General features: G+C 70.5%; 15 protein-coding genes. 5 read left to right on the top strand and 10 right to left on the bottom strand.

Annotated elements, in window-relative coordinates:
* Positions 1-45: 45 nt before the first annotated feature.
* The 3 genes from G6030_RS09445 to G6030_RS09435 form a co-directional block, all read right to left on the bottom strand.
* Complete coding sequence (locus G6030_RS09445) at positions 46-474, bottom strand: nitroreductase family deazaflavin-dependent oxidoreductase (RefSeq protein WP_347238624.1); 429 nt, start codon at positions 472-474, stop codon at positions 46-48.
* 71 nt (positions 475-545) lie between these two features.
* Positions 546-1,130, bottom strand: coding sequence for a GNAT family N-acetyltransferase (locus tag G6030_RS09440; protein WP_182642963.1), 585 nt, complete (start codon positions 1,128-1,130; stop codon positions 546-548).
* 1 nt (position 1,131) lies between these two features.
* On the bottom strand, positions 1,132-2,298 hold the full coding sequence (locus G6030_RS09435; protein WP_182642962.1) for a steroid 3-ketoacyl-CoA thiolase: 1,167 nt from the start codon (positions 2,296-2,298) through the stop codon (positions 1,132-1,134).
* A gap of 232 nt (positions 2,299-2,530) precedes the next feature.
* Between G6030_RS09435 and G6030_RS09430 the strand changes: the two genes are divergently transcribed.
* Positions 2,531-3,775: a cytochrome P450 gene (locus G6030_RS09430; protein ID WP_063972964.1), complete on the top strand. Its 1,245-nt coding sequence runs from the start codon at positions 2,531-2,533 to the stop codon at positions 3,773-3,775.
* A 207-nt stretch (positions 3,776-3,982) separates the two neighbouring features.
* Positions 3,983-4,993: an alpha/beta fold hydrolase gene (locus G6030_RS09425; RefSeq protein WP_182642960.1), complete on the top strand. Its 1,011-nt coding sequence runs from the start codon at positions 3,983-3,985 to the stop codon at positions 4,991-4,993.
* A 35-nt stretch (positions 4,994-5,028) separates the two neighbouring features.
* On the opposite strand, the gene G6030_RS09420 is transcribed toward G6030_RS09425, so the two are convergent.
* The 5 genes from G6030_RS09420 to G6030_RS09400 are packed head-to-tail and all read right to left on the bottom strand — an operon-like array spanning position 5,029 to position 9,758.
* Positions 5,029-5,934: a TIGR03619 family F420-dependent LLM class oxidoreductase gene (locus tag G6030_RS09420; RefSeq protein ID WP_182642959.1), complete on the bottom strand. Its 906-nt coding sequence runs from the start codon at positions 5,932-5,934 to the stop codon at positions 5,029-5,031.
* A gap of 1 nt (position 5,935) precedes the next feature.
* The gene (locus tag G6030_RS09415; protein ID WP_182642958.1) at positions 5,936-6,454 is read right to left on the bottom strand and encodes a nuclear transport factor 2 family protein; all 519 of its coding nucleotides are present in this window, start codon (positions 6,452-6,454) and stop codon (positions 5,936-5,938) included.
* On the bottom strand, positions 6,451-7,662 hold the full coding sequence (locus G6030_RS09410) for a thiolase domain-containing protein (RefSeq protein WP_182642957.1): 1,212 nt from the start codon (positions 7,660-7,662) through the stop codon (positions 6,451-6,453). Before G6030_RS09410 ends, G6030_RS09415 begins: the two co-directional genes overlap by 4 nt.
* A complete protein-coding gene (locus G6030_RS09405; RefSeq protein WP_182642956.1) occupies positions 7,659-8,720 on the bottom strand; it encodes a thiolase domain-containing protein in 1,062 nt (353 codons plus the stop codon). The genes G6030_RS09410 and G6030_RS09405 overlap by 4 nt, the downstream gene beginning before the upstream one ends.
* Before the next feature lie 12 nt (positions 8,721-8,732).
* Positions 8,733-9,758, bottom strand: coding sequence for an OB-fold domain-containing protein (locus G6030_RS09400; RefSeq protein ID WP_347238623.1), 1,026 nt, complete (start codon positions 9,756-9,758; stop codon positions 8,733-8,735).
* Between the two features lie 104 nt (positions 9,759-9,862).
* Here G6030_RS09400 and G6030_RS09395 point away from each other — a divergent pair, with 104 nt between their 5' ends.
* The 3 genes from G6030_RS09395 (at position 9,863) to G6030_RS09385 (ending at position 14,072) form a co-directional block, all read left to right on the top strand.
* Complete coding sequence (locus tag G6030_RS09395; protein WP_182642955.1) at positions 9,863-10,897, top strand: LLM class F420-dependent oxidoreductase; 1,035 nt, start codon at positions 9,863-9,865, stop codon at positions 10,895-10,897.
* Between the two features lie 77 nt (positions 10,898-10,974).
* Positions 10,975-12,579, top strand: a complete 1,605-nt coding sequence (locus G6030_RS09390) for an acyl-CoA synthetase (RefSeq protein ID WP_182642954.1) — start codon at positions 10,975-10,977, stop codon at positions 12,577-12,579.
* Positions 12,580-12,611: 32 nt separating this feature from the next.
* On the top strand, positions 12,612-14,072 hold the full coding sequence (locus tag G6030_RS09385; protein WP_182642953.1) for an aldehyde dehydrogenase family protein: 1,461 nt from the start codon (positions 12,612-12,614) through the stop codon (positions 14,070-14,072).
* Between the two features lie 6 nt (positions 14,073-14,078).
* Here the strand turns inward: G6030_RS09385 and G6030_RS09380 are convergent, their stop codons facing one another.
* Together G6030_RS09380 and G6030_RS09375 are read right to left on the bottom strand one after the other, a co-directional pair.
* A complete protein-coding gene (locus G6030_RS09380; protein WP_182642952.1) occupies positions 14,079-15,623 on the bottom strand; it encodes a HAMP domain-containing sensor histidine kinase in 1,545 nt (514 codons plus the stop codon).
* Positions 15,620-17,062, bottom strand: a complete 1,443-nt coding sequence (locus G6030_RS09375; protein ID WP_182642951.1) for a glycosyltransferase — start codon at positions 17,060-17,062, stop codon at positions 15,620-15,622. Before G6030_RS09375 ends, G6030_RS09380 begins: the two co-directional genes overlap by 4 nt.
* Positions 17,063-17,226 lie beyond the last annotated feature (164 nt).

Genomic DNA, 17,226 nt, shown 5'->3' with positions numbered 1-17,226 from the left:
CCGGGCCTCTCGAGGAGAGGCCCGGCCGCCGGTGGGGACGAACGATCAGAGGGTGGGTTCGCAGATGATGACCGGGATGACCCGGCTCGTGTTGGCCTGGTAGTCGGCGAAGTCCGCGTAACGCTCGACGAGCTTCGGCCAGAGCTCGGCCCGTTCGGCGGGGGTGGCCTCCCTCGCCGTCATCGAGCGACGGCGGCGTCCCACCTGGACGGTGACGGCCGGGTCCGCGAGCACGTTGAGGTACCACTGCGGGTGCTTGGGCAGCCCGCCCTGCGAGGCGACCAGGAGGACCCGGTCGCCGTCGGGGAAGTGGAGTAGTGGGACGGTCCGCGGCTCCCCGGACTTGCGGCCCGTGGTCGTGAGCAGGCACACGGGTACCGGGGTCCGGAGCGCCGAGCCCACCCGCCACGATCCGCCGAGCCGTCCGCCGGAAACGCGGTACGCCCACGTGTTGACCCGCGACATCACCTTGATGACGCCGACGACCCACGGCGCACCACGCCGTGGGTCGTCGACGCCCGTCTCGGGCCGCGGATCGGTGCCGCTCACCGGCTACCGGGCAGGGGGGCGCGGACGATCACGTGCTTGCCCGGGAAGAACGCGGCGAGCTCGCGGCGGCTCTCCTTGAGGGAGGCCATCCCGTAGCCCTTCTTGCGCTCCTCGGGGCGGATCCAGATCGCCACGTCCACGTCGCCGTCCTCGATCTGCTCGCCGAAGACGAGGCCGACCAGCGCGTCGCGTGCGGTGTCGACGGCGACGAACCACATCGCGGACTCGGCCTCGATGCGGTCGAGGCCGTCCCGGAGCTCCTGCTCTGTCTTCTCGCGGTCCCAGGCGCCGCCGGTCGCGGACGTTTCGTCCGACGAGCGGGAGTGATAGAGCGCGGTGTGGTCCTCGGACTCGGTGAACGGGCGGAGCGCGAAACCCTGCCCCACGTCCCCCGAGGGCGCGCCGGTCGCGGAACCGGTGAACGCCTCGAGAGGGGCCTTGAGTACCTGTCGCGCCTCGTCGGCGGACACGGACAACAGGCTCGCGACCGCCCCCACCGCGTCCTCGGGGCCGTCGGCCGACGAGACCGCGGCGAAGATCTCCCGCCGCCGGCTCGCCGCCATCTCGATGACGTCGCTCATGTCAGATCCTCTCGATGATGCTCGCCGACGCCTGGGCGCCGCCCGCGCACATCGTGATGAGGGCGCGTTCGCCGTCCGTGCGCTCGAGCTCGTGCAGGGCAGTGGTGATGAGCCGCGACCCGGTGCTGCCGACGGGGTGGCCGATCGCGATCGCACCGCCGTTGACGTTGACCTTGTCCATGTCGGGCCCGTGCACCTGCGCCCAGCTTAGGAGCACGGAGGCGAACGCCTCGTTGCATTCGAAGAGATCGAAGTCGGCGATCGACATCCCGGAACGGTCGAGCACGCGCTGCGTGGCCTGGACCGGCCCGTCGAGGTGGTACTCCGGCTCGCCGCCGACGAGCGCCTGGTGGACGATCCGGGCGCGGGGCTTGAGTCCGTGCGCCTTCGCCACGTCCTCGTCCATGAGCAGGACCGCCGCCGAGCCGTCGGACATCTGGCTGGAGGTGCCGGCCGTGTGCATTCCCCCCTCGATGACGGGCTTGAGGCCGGCGAGGGCCTCGGCGGTGGTGTCGCGCAGTCCCTGGTCGCGGGTGACGGTCACCGTCTCGCCGGTGTAGGTGCCGTCCTTGAGGCGCTCGGGGGCGTCGACGGCGAAGGTCTCACGATCGAAACGGCCCTCCTCCCACGCGCGCTTCGCGTTGGCCTGGGACCGGACGCCCAGCTCCTCGAGGTCGGCCCGGCTCAGCCCGCGGCGCTTGGCGATGCGGTCGGCGGCGGTGAACTGGTCCGGCAGGTCGATCTCCCAGTCGTCGGGCCGCGGCATGCCGTTCTCGCCGTTGCCCACCGCAGCGCGCAGCGACAACCAGCTCATCGACTCCACGCCACAGGCGATGCCGACGTCCATCGCACCGGCATGGATGAGGTTGGCGATGAAGTGGTTGGCCTGCTGGGCGGACGAGCACTGGCAGTCGATGGTCGTGCATGCCGTCTGCCAGGGCAGGCCGGACGCCAACCACGCGCCGCGGGTGACGTTGTTGCCCTGGGCTCCGGCCTGCGTCACACATCCACCGACGACCTGCTCGACCAGCGAGGCGTCGATGCCGGCCCGGCGGATCACCTCTTTCTGGGAGGCGCCCAGCAGGTGTGCGGGGTGCAGGCCCGACAGGGCGCCGCGAGCTTTGCCGATCGGGGTCCGGACGGCCTCGACGATGACGGGGTTTCCCATGAGGGGGCGCTCCTTCTGAAGCAGGGTTAGAACGAGTTCTAGTTTACGCCATTGCGGCGGCGCGTCCAGCCCGCGCGGCGTCCGTGAGGGGCGCGAAAGAACGGAGACCCACGAGCGAACGCGTTCCAGTATGGTGCCTGTAACGTGTTCTAGATTACAGCCGGGGGAGGGACATCAGCCCCGGTGCTGTGGACGAGCGCGCGACGCAACCAGACGTGGTCAAGGAGTGCCAGTGCAGCCAGTCACCATTCCCGAGGGGTTCGACTTCACGGATCCGGAGCTCTACGAGAAGCGCCTACCGCATCCCGAGTGGGCTCACTTGCGCCGCACGGAGCCGATCTGGTGGTGCAAGAAGGAGCCCGGGATCGACGGGTTCGACGACGACGGCTACTGGGTCGTCACCAAGCACGAGGACGTCAAGGAGATCTCCCGCCGGACCAATGAGGTCTTTTCGACCTGGGAGAACACCGCGATCCCGCGGTTCGCCCCCGGGACCGAGCGCGAGATCGTCGAGCTCACCCGCCTGCTGTTCATCAACCAGGACGGCGAGGAGCACAAGAAGTACCGGCGGATCATCTCGAAGGGCTTCACGCCGCGCAACATCGAGAAGCTGCGCGACCACCTCGCCGAGAAGGCGCGGACCATCGTCCAGAACGCCGCGGCGAAGGGCGCCGGTGACTTCGTGATCGAGGTCGCCTCCGAGCTGCCCCTGCAGGCGATCGCCGAGCTCATCGGCATCCCCCTGGAGGACCGGCACCAGATCTTCGAGTGGTCCAACCAGATGACCAGCTACGACGTCCCCGGCAAGGCCGAGGCCTCGCAGCTGGCCAACGCGCAGGTGCTCAGCTACGCCATGGAACTGGCCACCAAGCGGGAGACCGACCCCCGCGACGACCTGGTCACCAAGCTCATCCAGGCCGATCTCGACGGCGAGAAGCTCACCTCGGACGAATTCGGTTGGTTCGTGGTGCTCCTGGCCGTCGCCGGCAACGAGACCACCCGCAACGCCACCACCCACGGCATGATCGCATTCCTGGACAACCCGGACCAGTGGGAACTGTTCAAGGCCGAGCGTCCCGAGACGACCTACGACGAGATCCTGCGGTGGGCCTCGCCGATCAGTTCATTCCAGCGCACCGCCACCGAGGACGTCGAGATCGGCGGTGTCACCATGAAGAAGGGTGACCGCGCGGCGATTATGTACGGCTCGGCGAACTTCGACGAGGACGTCTTCGAGGACCCGTTCACCTTCAACATCAAGCGGGACCCCAACCCGCACCTGACGTTCGGTGGCAACGGCCCGCACTACTGCATCGGCGCGAACCTCGCGAAGCTACAGATCGAACTGATCTTCAACGCGATCGCCGATCACATGCCCGACATCACCTCGATGGGCGACTCGACCCGCCTGCGCTCCGGCTGGCTCAACGCCATCCAGGACTGGAAGGTCGACTTCAAGTGCCCGGTCATGCACTGAACTGACACTGCACCCGCGGCCACCCACCCGGCCGTGGCCGAGCAGCCCCGGTCCCGCCTGTTCTCGAAGGCCGGGCCGGGGCTGACGTGTTTCTGGGGATGCCCTCCTCGTTGCCGGCCGCAGATCGCACCGCGTCGGACCGTGCGGGACCGCGACCGATCACTCTAAATCCGAGACCGCCCCCGCCCGACCAGGCAAGGTGAACCCATGCTCGACCATCGCCACCTCGACCGCGACGGCGTCCGACTGCACTACGTGGTCGCCGAGCCCGCGCCCGCGGGCGCACCCGCCGGCGACGGACCCGGGACCGTGGTGCTGCTGCACGGGTTCCCGCACTTCTGGTTCACCTGGCACCGCCTCATCCCCGTCCTGGCCGCCGCGGGATGGCGGGTGATCGCCCCCGACCTGCGGGGGATGGGCGCATCCGACGCCCCCGCGGACGTGGAGGCGTACGCGCCGAGGGAGGTCGTCGACGACGTCGCGGCCGTCTGCGACGCCGAGGGCGCCGACCGGGTGGTGCTGGTCGGCTTCGACTTCGGCGCCGGGGTCGCCTACGACACCTGCCACCTCAAGCCCGGCCGGGTCCGCGCGGTGATCGGCATGGAGAACCCGTTCATGAGCACCGCCGGATCGGTGCCGCCCCTCAAGGGCTCGGCGTTGATGGCCGCCAAGCACTTCTTGCACCTGCACTACTTCGCGCAACCCGGCGTCGCCGAGGCCGACCTCGCGGGCCACGAGCGGGAGTTCCTCACCCGGGTCTTCTGGGCCCTGTCAGCCGACTACCACTACCTCGACGTGTGGCAGCACCCGCCGGGCTCGACGTACCTCGAGGCGCTCCCCGAGGCGCCGCCTCTGCCGTGGCCGTGGCTGTCAGTCGAGGAGATGGACATCTACGAGGCGGAGTACACGCGCACCGGGTTCGCCGGCCCGCTGCAGTGGTACCGCGCGATGGACGTGAGCTGGCACGCGCGCAAGGAGTTCGAGCGGCAGACCAATCCCGTGCCGTATTACTTCCTCTACTCCGAGCACGACCCCGACCTCGAGGGCTTCCACGGGCGGGACCCGCTGTCCAAGCTCGGGCGGTACCACGACGACGTGCGCATGGTGCGTGCGATCAGCTCGCCCGCGGGCCACCTCATGCACCTCGAGGCGACCGACGACACGCACCGTGAACTCCTGGCGTGCCTGGAGGACATCGCCGCGCACGTGCCGGGCTGAGCGGCGCCGGGGGCCGGGGGGCCGGGGGCCGGGTGTCAGCCGGTGAGGCCGTACTTCTCGCCGAAGCGGTGGAGCGACTCGATCTTCTGCTCGGCCGTGGCGTCGTAGCCGAGGCCCTCGATCATCCACGGCAGCACGATGATGTCGGTGACCCCGGCCTCCGCCAGCTCGGCGAAGCCCTTCGAGCCGAAGCGGTCCAGGCAGACCACCTGGATGGCGAAGGGCTTGCCGTCGCCGCGGTCGGCGAGCGAGCGCCCGTCGGCCTCGAGGAGTTCGCCCAGCCGCGTCACCGTGGCCACGATCTCGTCGAATTTCATCATGGCGCTGGTCCAGCCCTGGCCCACGCGCGCCGCCCGCTTGAGCGCGATCTCCGTGTGCCCACCGACGTAGAACGGCACCTGCTCGGACGGGGCCGGCGTGAAGATGAGCTCGTCGAAGTCGAAGTGCTTCCCGTGGAACTCCATCCACTCGCCGCGCAGGCCCTCGCGCATGATCGCCAGCGACTCGTCGACACGCTTGCCGCGGCCCTTGAACGGCGCGCCGCACCACTCGAACTCGTTGGGGTCCCAGCCGATGCCGACGCCCAGGTCCAGGCGGTTCCCGGTCATCAGCGCGACGGAGGCCACCTGCCGCGTGAGCAGCAGCGGATTGCGCGGGCCGACCTTGAGCACCTGCGGGCAGAACCGGATGGTCGAGGTGGCCCCGCCCATGGCGGCGGAGGCGATGAGCGGTTCGACCCACTCGGTGTTCTCGTCCCACATGCGCGAGCCGTCGGGCGTGTACGGGTAGTCCTCGTCCTGGCGGCGGGGATGGAACAGCGAATCGGGCAGCACGATCCGGTCGAAGCCGGCGGCCTCGGCGCCACGCGCGATGTCGATGTACTGATCGACGGGGGAGAAGGAGACGGGAACGGAGAACTCCACGTCGGCTACACGGCTCATGTCATTCGCCCTTCTTGGCGGCACCGGCGATGGCCGCTCTGTCGTCATCAGTGAGTGGCCGCAGTCCCGAGACCATGGCGACGTCCTGTTCCCAGAACGCGCGGAGGGAGATCAGGCGACCGTCGGAGTCGACGCGGTAGTCCACCGCGATGTCGATCTCCATGATGTTGTCTCCCATATGGGTCCGCATCGTACCGATGCAGAGCAGCTCGTCTCCGGCGGCTATCCCGCGGTCGAAGCGGAACTCGATGTGGTCCGGGGTGGCCACGGCCTTCTCCCAGAACTCCAGGAGCCGCTCGGTGCCGGTGTGGCCGATGCCCTCGGCGTCGAACATCGAGGGACCCACGGGATCCTCGATGGTGCCCTCGGGGGACCATCCGGCGATCCAGGCGTCACGGTCGCCGGCGTTGGTCGCGGCCCACGAGCGGCGCGCGGCGGCGTATGCGGGACTCGCCAGCGCGGCGTCACTCATCTGCAGGGGCCGGTACTGACCCGTCTCATCCAGGTAGGGGTTGGTCACGCCTTGCGCTCCGTTCCCACGACCCACATGGAGAAGTACTGCGATCCGCCGCCGTACGCGTGGCCGAGGGCCTTGCGGGCGCCGGGGATCTGGTGGTCGTCGGCGCGGTTCATCACCTGGCGGGCGGCCTCGGCGAAGCGCAGCATGCCGGAGGCGCCGATGGGGTTGGAGCACAGCACGCCGCCGGACGGGTTGACGGGCAGCGAGCCGTCGCGGGCGGTGGCCCCGGACTCGACCATCTTCCAGCCCTCGCCCTCGGCGCAGAAGCCCAGGTTCTCCAGCCACATGGGCTCGAACCACGAGAACGGGACGTAGATCTCGGCGGCGTCGATCTCCTCGGCCGGGTTGGTGATCCCGGCCTCGGCCCACAGCGCGGCGGCGGCGTCGCGGCCGGCCTGCGGGTTCTTGTAGTTGCGGCCGGAGAAGGTGCCCGGCTCGGTGCGCAGGGCGGTGGCGTGGACCCAGGCGACCTGCCGGCCGGAGGCCTCCACGGCCTCGGCGGCCTCGGCGTCGCCGATCACGATCGCGCACGCGCCGTCGGAGGACGGGCAGGTCTCGTCGTAGCGGATCGGGTCCCACAGCATCTGCCCGGCGAGCACCTTGTCGACCGTGATGTCGGGCTGCTTGAGGTGAGCGTACGGGTTGATCGATCCGTTGAGCCGGTCCTTGACCGCCACCATCGCGCCGACGTGCTCGGGGGCGCCCGTTGTCCGGATGTAGGAGCGTACGTGCGGGGCGAAGTAGCCGCCGGCGCCGGCGCCGACGGGCGCGGTGAACGGCACGGGCAGACTCAGTGCCCACATGGCGTTGGATTCGGACTGCTTCTCCCACGCCACGGCCAGGACGCGGCGGTAGCGGCCGGACTGCACGTGCGAGGCGGCCACGACGGCCGTGGAGCCGCCCACGGAGCCGGCGGTGTGCACGCGCAGGAGCGGCTTGCCGACCGCGCCGAGGGCGTCGGCCATCATGAGCTCGGGCATCATGACGCCCTCGAAGAGGTCGGGGGCCTTGCCGACGATCACCGCGTCGATGTCGTCCCAGCCGACCCCGGCGTCGGCCATGGCGGCGTCGATGGCCTCGCGGCACAGACCGGCCATGGAGACGTCGGTGCGGCGGGCGACGTGGTGGGTCTGGCCGGTGCCGAGGACGGCGGCGGGCAGGCCGGAGCCGTGGGTGTCGAAGCTGGTTCCGGAGGCGGGGGCGCTCATGCGGTGCGTCCTTCCAGGAGGCAGATGAGGTTCTGCTGCAGCAGGTGACCACTGGTCGCGTGGGCGAGGGCGCGCTCGGCGCGGCCCTCCCAGACGCTGTGGGCGGCGTAGCCGATGCGCTCGAGACCGGCGGAGAACAGCGGGTCGGCGACGAGCGACCCGCCGGACGGGGTGACGGCCACGTCGTCGGAGATGCCCAGCGCCGCGCGCAGGAGGAGCTCCTGGTGTGTGTACTGGGTGTGCAGCTCGGCGACGGTGACGCCGCCCAGGTCGGGCCGGTCGCCGGAGGCGCCGGTGGCGCGCACGGCGGCGGCCCTCGCGGACGGGGAGTCCGTGAGGTCGCGGGCGCCGAACTCGGCGGAGTCGGCGATGTGCTCGATGCCGGCGACGTAGGCCGGGGTGTCGACCAGCTCGCGGGCCCGGTCGCCGGAGGCGAGGATGATCGCGCCGGCACCGTCGGTCACCGGTGGGCAGTCGTGGCGGCGCAGCGGGTCGGCGACGTACGGCTCGGCGAGCAGGTCGGAGACCTCACGGCCGGTCGCGCGGGCGGCGACGGCGGCCATGTCGGACTCCGACCAGCAGCCCGCGTCGATGCCGGCGCGGGCCTGCAGACCCGCGACGTGGTGGCGGCCCGGCCACAGCGGGGCGACCGTGTACGGGTCGAGCTGCAGCGCCAGCGCGGTGTCGAGGTCGGCGCTGGCCGAGGCCTTGCCGAAGCCGTAGACCAGGGCCGTGTCGGCCTGGCCGGTGGCGATCTTGAGGTAGGCCTCGAAGAACGCCCAGGCGGCGTCCATCTCGACGTGCGACTCGGCGATCGGCGGGAACGCCCCGATCGAGTCGACCGCGGAGATGAAGGAGAAGGCGCGTCCGGCCAGGTAGTCCGACGAGCCCGAGCACCAGAAGTCGATGTCGGTGCGGTCGAGGCCGGTCTGCCGGTAGCACTCGGCGAAGACCGGCGCGAGCATCTCGACGCCGTTGGTGGTGCCGAAGGTGGACTCGGTGTGGCGGGCGTGGGCGAAACCGACGACGGCCACGTCCCGGGGTGCGGTGGGGGTCACGGGTGGTGTCCTCTACAGGTGCTTGGAGTACGTGGCGGGATCGGCGTCGGGATCGCCGGTCGGCTCGAAGTGGGCGATCGCCTTCATCGAGGCCGGTCGCTCCTCCTCCGGGTTCCAGACCGCGCGCACGCGCATCCCCATACGGACCTCGGAGGCCTCGCAGCCCAGCACGAGGTGCTGGATGGGCACGTCCGAGCCGTCGAGCAGGATGTACGCGGTGACGTACGGGGGCTTGATCTGCTGCCCCGCGAACGGGACGTTGACGATGCCGAAGGTGGTGACGGTGCCGACGTCGGAGACCTCGACGTACTCGCCCATCGCCACGCCGTCCGACGGGCAGTAGTCGCGGGGCGGGACGTAGACCTCGGGGCCGTTGGAGCGGCGCCGCCCGAGCATCCGGCCCTGCACGATCGCCCGGAGGAACTCGCTCTCCGCGGGTCCGGCCGTGTGGGTGACCGACAGGCCGATCGGGGTCACCACGCCGGTGACCGGCTCGTCGTGCGACCGCGGGGCCTCGTCGTCGTCACCGGTCCCGGCCGTGTCACCCGCGGCGTCGGTCGGGACCACGCACGCGATGTCGTGGACGGTCCCGGTCCGCTCGGCGGACCACCGCAGGCGCACGCGCATCCCGGTGCTCACCGCGTCGGGGCCGTCGGCGGCCAGGGGGAGGAGCATGGCGGTGTCCGCGCCGTCGAACCGCACGAGCGCCCAGGCGAACGGGGAGTCGAGCGGGTTGACGTCGGTGGGGGACGGGACCCAGGACCATGCGACGACGAGGCCTTCGATCCCGTCACCCGAGCCGACCTCGACCGTCTCCGTGAGGGCGGCCCGCGTGTGGGGGTCGTACTCGACCGGCGGCACGTGCACGGTCCCGCGGGAATCGCGGTTACCGACGAGGCGTCGCTCGCGCAGGCCCGTGAAGAACGCTCCCAGCACCGGCCCGGTGGACCGGGTGTAGTCGAACGACGGGGCGAGGCCGGCCGAGAGCACGGGCTCCGAGGGCGGGGTGATATCGACAACGATCTCTCTGGATGTCACGAGCCAAGTAGAACACGTTCCACCGGTCGCTGTGTGGGTTTCCCCGCGCCCGTTTTCCCCGTGCGCGCACCCGCGGCGCGGCGACGTGGGCCACACTGATGCCCATGAAATTCGCCTTGCAGCTCGGATACTGGGGCGCGCAGCCGCCCGCCAATCACGCCGACCTCGTGGTGGCCGCGGACAGGGCCGGCTTCGACACCGTCTTCACCGCGGAGGCCTGGGGATCGGACGCGTTCACCCCGCTGGCCTGGTACGGGTCGCTCACCGAGCGCATCCGACTCTCCACCGCCGTGGTGCAGCTGTCCGCCCGCACGCCCACGGCCACCGCCATGAGCACCATGACCCTCGACCACCTCTCCGGCGGACGCTTCGCGCTCGGTCTGGGAGTCTCCGGCCCGCAGGTCGTCGAGGGCTGGTACGGGCAGCCGTTCGCCAGGCCGCTCGCCCGGACCCGCGAGTACGTCGACATCATCCGCAAGGTCCTGGCCCGCGAGGCGCCCGTGACCTCCGACGGCCCCGCCTACGCGCTGCCGTACCGGGGCGACGACGCCTCCGGGTTCGGCAAGCCGCTCAAGTCCATCGTCCACCCGCTGCGCGAGGACGTGCCCATCTGGCTGGGCGCCGAGGGCCCGAAGAACGTGGCGCTGGCCGCCGAGATCGCCGACGGGTGGCTGGGCTTCCTCGCGTCCCCGCGGACGGCGTCCGAGTTCAACTCGTGGCTCGACGAGGGCTTCGCCCGGCCCGGCGCCCGCCGCACCCGCGAGGACTTCGAGGTGGCCTTCCTCTGCCAGCTGCACATCACCGACGACCGGCGCGGCGTCCTCGACGCGTACAAGCCGACCACCGCGCTGTACGCCGGCGGGATGGGCGCCGAGGACAAGAACTTCCACGCCGAGGCCCTGCGGCGCATGGGCTTCGACGCCGAGGTGGACCGCATCACCGAGCTGTTCCGCTCCGGGCGCAAGGACGAGGCCGCCGCCGCGGTGCCCGACGAGATGATCGAGGCCACCGCGATCATCGGCGACCTCGCCTCCGTGCGGTCGCAGGTCGCGGAGTGGGAGGCCGCCGGCATCACGATGCTCGTCGTCACCGCGCGCACGGTCGAGCAGGTCGAGCAGATCGCGCAGCTCATCGACTAGGCCGGGGCGCCGAGGGGGCGTGACCGGCGCCGGGAAACCCCTGTCGGATACGTAGAACGCGTTCTACCATGGCCCGCATGAGCGCACCCACACCCACCGTTCCGTCCGACGCCGGAGTCCTCGACCCGCGGACCGGCGAGAACGTGACCAGCGTCTACCGGATCGCCGAGGCCGAGCCGGGCCGCACCGCGGTGATCGAGGCGTCCGGCCGCACGGTGACCTACGGGGAACTCGCCGACACCGCCCACGGCTACGCGCGCGGGCTGCGTGACCTGGGTCTGGAGACCGGGGACTGCATCGTCCTGCTCGCCCCCAACAGCATCGAGTTCCTGCAGGTGTACTACGCGGCCATGGAGATCGGGCTGTACGTGGCCCCGGCGAACTGGCACCTCACCGGCCCCGAGGTGGCGTACATCCTCGAGAACTCGGGATCGACCGTGTTCATCGCGGACACCCGGTTCGGCGACGTCGCCACCGCCGCCGCCGCGGAGTCCGGGCTCGACCCCGCCCGCTGCTACGCGATCGGCGACGTCCCCGGGTTCCGTCCGCTGGCCGAGCTCACCGCCCCCGCCCAGGGAGAGGACCCCTTGCCGTCGTCCCGGACCCTCGGCGCCCCGATGCTCTACACCTCCGGCACCACCGGACGCCCCAAGGGTGTGCGCCGCCCGCTCACCGGCGCCTCGCCCGACCAGGTAACGGTCCCCAACTACTACTTCTTCGCCGGGTTCGACATCCAGGCGCCGGACAACGTCCACATCTGTGGCTCGCCGCTCTACCACACGGCCGTGCTCAACTTCGTCACCATCTCGCTCAATCTGGGCCAGGCCGTGGTGCTCATGGACAAGTGGACGCCCGAGGAGATGCTGCGACTCATCGACGCCCACGGCGTCACCCAGTCGCACATGGTGCCGACGCAGTTCTCGCGGCTGCTGGAGCTGCCGGAGGATGTGCGCGCGAAGTACGACGTGTCCAGCCTGCGCACGATCGTCCACGGCGCCGCGCCGTGCCCCAAGCACGTCAAGCAGGCCATGCTCGACTGGTGGGGCCCGGTCCTGACCGAGTACTACGCCGGGACCGAGGGCGGTGGGTGCACCATCACCGGCGAGGAATGGCTGCGCAAGCCCGGCAGCGTGGGGCGGCCGTGGAATACCACCACCCTGAAGATCCTCGACGACGACGGCAACGAGCTGCCCACCGGCGAGATCGGCAATGTGTACCTGCAGATGCACGGGTCGAAGTTCGAGTACCACCAGGACGCCGAGAAGACCGCGAAGACCTACGTCGGCGAGCTCTTCACCATGGGCGACATCGGCTACGTGGACGAAGACGGCTACCTGTTCCTGTGCGACCGCAAGAACGACATGATCATCTCCGGCGGCGTGAACATCTACCCGGCAGAGATCGAGTCGGAGATGACCCGCCACGAGGCGGTCCGCGACGCCGCCGTGTTCGGTATCCCGCACAAGGACTGGGGTGAGGAGGTCAAGGCCGTCATCGAACTGGCCGAGGGCTACCCCGAGTCCGACGAGCTCAAGGCACACATCCTCGAGGACCTGTCCGGTCGGCTGGCGAAGTTCAAGATGCCGCGGTCGATCGATGTGGTGGACGAGCTGCCCCGCCAGGCCAACGGGAAACTGATGAAGCGCACGCTCAAGGATCCGTACTGGGCGGACGCGAAGTAGGTCTGGGCAGGGGCGGGCCCTAGGCTGGACAGATGACCAGCACTCCCACCGCCCGCGATCTCACCCTCGCCCAGATCCTCGAGCGGCAGCGCCTGGCGTTCCTCGCCGACCCGCAGCCCGGCGCGGGGGTCCGGCGCGACAGGATCCAGCGGCTCAAGCAGCTCGTCCTGGACAACGCCGCCGAGCTCACGGAGGCGATGCGCGAGGACTACGGCTCCCGGCCGGAGACGTTCTCCACCCTCACCGACATCGCCTCCTCCATCCCGGACCTCGACCACCAGCGCGCCCACGTCCGCAAGTGGATGAGGCCCACCCGCGTCTCGCGGGCGCTCGAGGCGGTCGGCTTCACGCAGCAGGTGCGCCACGACCCCAAGGGCGTCGTCGGCATCATCGGGCCCTGGAACTTCCCGCTGTACCTGACGATCGTCCCCGCCGGGTCCGCCCTCGGCGCCGGCAACCGGGTGATGATGCGGCCGTCCTCCGTCACCGCGCGCACCACCGAGGTGCTGTGCCGGCGCGCGCCCGAGTACTTCGCCGTGGACGAGCTCGCAGTCGCCGGCCCGGAGCACGGCCGCGGCTCGGACTTCTCCGCCCTGGCCTTCGACCACCTGTTCTTCACCGGATCGCCGGCGGTGGGCAAGTCGGTGGCCGCCGACGCCGCGCGGAACCTCACCCCGGTGACACTCGAACTCGGCGGTAAGAACCCGGTGCTCGTCGACACGAGCGCCGACATCGACCGCGCCGCCCGCAGCATCGCCTCGGCCCGCCTGGTCAACGGCGGTCAGGTGTGCATGTGCCCCGACTACGTGTTCGTCCCGCGCGACAGGCTCGACACGTTCTGCGACACGGTCCTCGACCAGTGGCGCACCAGCCTGCCGGCCATCGTCGGCAACCCCGAGTACACCGCCATCGTCAACGACTCGAACTACGAGCGGATCGTCGGGCTCGTCGACGACGCCGTCGCCAAGGGCGCGCGCCGCCGCGATGCCGCGCCGGCGGCCGAGCGACTCCCCGACCCGCTGACCCGCAAGATCGCGCCGACCCTGCTCACCGGCGTCACCCCGGACATGGAGATCGACTCCGACGAGGTGTTCGGCCCGGTCCTCACCGTCTTCGGCTACGACACGCTCGACGACGCCATCCGGTACGTCACCGACCGACCCAGCCCGCTGGTGTTGTACTGGTACGGGGAGAAGAACGAGCGCTTCGAGGTGGTCGCCGACCGGACCCGCTCCGGCAGTATCTACGGCAACGACTTCGGGATCGGGATGGCCTCCTCCGCCATCCCCTTCGGCGGCGTCGGCAACTCGGGCATGGGCGGCTACCACGGCCACTACGGGTTCCGCACGTTCACGCACGAGCGGGCGGTGGCGCTGCACTCGTTCGACGCCGACGTCTCGCAGCTCATGGTGCCGCCGTTCACCCGGGGCAAAAAGCGGCTCGCCTCGGCGTACCTCGGCGCGATGCGGGCGCGGACGCGTCTGGGGTTGTAGCCCGGCTCAGGGCGCGGCCGACCCGGCGCCGGCGCTCCACAGGGGGACCGTGAGCCGGAACGTGGTGCCCTCGTCCTCCACCGAGTCGAAGTCGAGGTCGCCGCCGTGCGCCTCCGCGATCGCCTGCACGATGCTCACCCCCAGGCCGGTGCCGGGGATCGAACGGTGCTGGGCGGTGCTCGACCGGAAGAACCGGGTGCCGAGGTGTTCCTGTTCCGCCTCGGGGATGCCGATCCCCGTGTCGGCGACCGTGACCGTGGCGACGTGCTCGTCGACGGTCAGGCCGACGGTGACCGATCCGCCCTCGGGCGTGAACTTGATCGCGTTGCTGACGAGGTTGGTCACGGCCCGCTCCAGCTGGAGGGCGTCGCCGATGACCTCCGCCGGTTCGACCTGCTCGACGAACCTCAGGCCCGCGCGGTCGGCCGCGGGCTGCAGCGACTCGGTCACGTTCCCCACCACCTCGCCGAGGCTCAGCCGCTCGTGGGCGATGTCGAGGTTCTGTGCCTCGATGCGGCTGAGGATGAGCAGGTCCTCGATGAGGCCGCGCAGGCGGTCGGCGTTGCGCTGGACCACCCCGACCAGGCGGTGTTGCGCGCTCGTGAGCTCCCCGCCGTCGCCGTCACAGAGCATCTCCGTGTAGCCCACGATCGACGCCAGGGGAGTGCGCAGCTCGTGACTGACCGTGGAGACGAAGGCGTCCTTCTGCCGGTCCAGCTCCTCGAGCCTGCGGAGCTGCTCCTCGCGTCCCGCCTCGTAGTCGTCCCGCGTGTCGAGCAGGGTGTTGAAGGCCTCCGCCAGGGCGCGCACCTCGGCCGGCCCGTCGTCGGTGCGCGCCCGGGTGCCCCGGCCGCCCACCGTGTCGATCCGGGCCACGGCGGCCAGTTCCTCGATGGGGTCGACGATCTCCTCCGCGGTCCGGCGGGTTCCCCGGACGATGGCGAGGGCGGCGACGAGGGTCATCGCGAAGGCCGCCGCCGACCCGCCGACCAGCACCCGGGTCCGCAGCACGCGCACCTCGACGCGCTTGTCGCTGGCGAGGGTGTGGAGAGAGTCCGCGGACGCGATCATCTCGGAGAAGTCGGCCAGCGCGCTGACGAATCGCGCGCGGGCGGTCGGATCGTCGGCGGCCGAGTACCCCTCCTCCATCCCCACGATCGAGTCGGCGTACGACCACCAGCTCGCGGAGGAGGCGGTCAGCCTGGCCAGGGCGGGTGCGAACTCGGTGTCGTCGCCGACCAGCCGGTCCAACTCGGCGAGCGCCCGCCCGGACTCGTCCTTGAGCGCCCGCAGCCGGTCCTCCGCCCCCGGCACGGCGTAGACACGGTCCATCCGCAGATCGGACTGGGCCCACCGCATGTTGATCACCAGGCGGCTCGTGGTGTCGACGACCGGTGTGTAGACGGTGCTGGTGCGCTGCGCGAGTTGATACTGGAGGAACAGCATCAGCGGCCCCAGCAGTGCCACCACCACCACGAGCATCAGCATCTGGCGGCTCCTGGCGCGCAGGATCCTGGAGACCCCGGGGGCCAGCGCCTCGCGCTGGGTCATGACACCTCCTCGGTGGTGAAGCCGCGGCGCGTCATGACGCCCCAGTGCTGCTCGGTCCCGCGGAGCGCCTGCCACCAGCCGTGCAGTCGCCACACCACGTGGAGCTGGCGGTAGCCGATGTTCTCGAGGGCGGCCGAGCTGATGAGCGAGAGCAGACTCCCGAAACGGTAGTAGCGCGAGAAGTACACCTCGTCGACGGCGGCGGCCGCCAACGCCACGACGATCGCGTACCCGTAGGCGACCGCCAGGAACAGCCAGAACGTGGTGGGGTTGACCAGGTCGAGCGCGAATCCGAGGACCATGAGGACCAGGCCGACGGCCTCGATGAGTGGGGCGAACAGTTCGAAGGCCCAGTAGTAGGGCACGGCCAGGACCCCGGCCCGCCCGTAGCGGGGGTTGCCGAACATGACGCGGTGTTTGACGAGGGTCTCCCACAGTCCCCGGTGCCAGCGGGCGCGCTGCTTACGAAGGACCGGCAGCGTTTCCGGCACCTCGGTCCAGCACACAGGCTCGGGCACGAAGGTGACGCTGTACTCCTGGTCGCGTTCCCGCAACAGGCGGTGGATGCGCATGACCAGTTCGAAGTCCTCTCCGATGGAATCGGGGTCGAGGCCGCCGACCTCCACCAGCAGATCACGGCGGAAGCAGCCGAAAGCCCCGGAGATGAGGATGAGGGCGCGGAGCTTGGACCATCCGGAGCGGCCGAGGAAAAACGAGCGCAGGTACTCGAGCGCCTGGATCTGGGCGAGGATGTTGCGGGACATCCGGACGTCGATGATCTGTCCGGAGCGGATGGTGCACCCGTTGACGACCCGGACGACGCCGCCGGTAGCGGCCGTGCGGAGCGGGTCGTCGGCGAAGGGTTCGGTGACGACGAGCAGGGCGTCGGGGTCGAGCAGGGAGTCACCGTCGACGCAGATGATGAGGTCCTCGACGGAGGCGTTGATGCCGACGTTGATCGAGTCGGAGCGGCCGGAGTTGGCTTTGTCGATGACCGTGAGGCGGGTGTAGCCGTCGCGGGGGACGTAGATGCCGCGGGGGGTCTGCCGGGTGGGGATCTCGAAGGGCACCTCGCGGTCGGCGCGGACCAGGTCGAACGCCTCGATGAGGACGCGGAGGGTGTTGTCGGACGACCCGTCGTTGACGACGATGACCTCGTGGCGGTGGTACCGGAGGCCGAGCAGGGACCTGGCGGCCTCGACGACGCCGGCCTCCTCGTTGTAGGCGGGGACGACGACCGAGACCCCCGGCGCCGTGTGGCTGCCGAGCCGTTCGACACGACCGGAGTGACGACGACGACGTCGCGTTCCGCGGAAGTCGACGGCCGCGGCGATCACGAGCACCAGGTAAGAGGAGTTGATGAGCAGGAAGTAGAGGAGGATGGGCCAGGCGATCACGTCGAGCAGCGTCGCGATCACGACGCGGAGGGTCTCGATCACGGGGTGGGCTCCTCGTCCTGCGGGCTCGCGCCGGGGCGGGCTCGGCGGCCCGCCGCGCGGCTGTGGCCATCTCGTAGAGGTCCGGCCGGCGGTCGCGGATGCCGAGGGCGGTGACAGCGCCGAGCGAGGCGAGGGCCGCGAGGTCGGCGGGTGACGTGGCCGTG

Origin of the sequence: Dietzia sp. E1 (assembly GCF_014145015.1) — a bacterium.
Classification (GTDB): Bacteria; Actinomycetota; Actinomycetes; order Mycobacteriales; family Mycobacteriaceae; genus Dietzia; species Dietzia cinnamea_A.
The sequence above is the reverse complement of the archived record's forward strand: the minus strand, read 5'-3'. Positions and strand labels throughout refer to the sequence as shown.

What these genes read in the sequence shown, in the direction of transcription:
- G6030_RS09440 (WP_182642963.1), bottom strand. Translation starts at nt 1,130, where the DNA reads ATGAGCGACGTCATCGAGATGGCGGCGAGCCGGCGGCGGGAGATCTTC.
- G6030_RS09435 (WP_182642962.1), bottom strand. Translation starts at nt 2,298, where the DNA reads ATGGGAAACCCCGTCATCGTCGAGGCCGTCCGGACCCCGATCGGCAAA.
- G6030_RS09425 (WP_182642960.1), top strand. Translation starts at nt 3,983, where the DNA reads ATGCTCGACCATCGCCACCTCGACCGCGACGGCGTCCGACTGCACTAC.
- G6030_RS09420 (WP_182642959.1), bottom strand. Translation starts at nt 5,934, where the DNA reads ATGAGCCGTGTAGCCGACGTGGAGTTCTCCGTTCCCGTCTCCTTCTCC.
- G6030_RS09410 (WP_182642957.1), bottom strand. Translation starts at nt 7,662, where the DNA reads ATGAGCGCCCCCGCCTCCGGAACCAGCTTCGACACCCACGGCTCCGGC.
- G6030_RS09395 (WP_182642955.1), top strand. Translation starts at nt 9,863, where the DNA reads ATGAAATTCGCCTTGCAGCTCGGATACTGGGGCGCGCAGCCGCCCGCC.
- G6030_RS09390 (WP_182642954.1), top strand. Translation starts at nt 10,975, where the DNA reads ATGAGCGCACCCACACCCACCGTTCCGTCCGACGCCGGAGTCCTCGAC.
- G6030_RS09385 (WP_182642953.1), top strand. Translation starts at nt 12,612, where the DNA reads ATGACCAGCACTCCCACCGCCCGCGATCTCACCCTCGCCCAGATCCTC.
- G6030_RS09380 (WP_182642952.1), bottom strand. Translation starts at nt 15,623, where the DNA reads ATGACCCAGCGCGAGGCGCTGGCCCCCGGGGTCTCCAGGATCCTGCGC.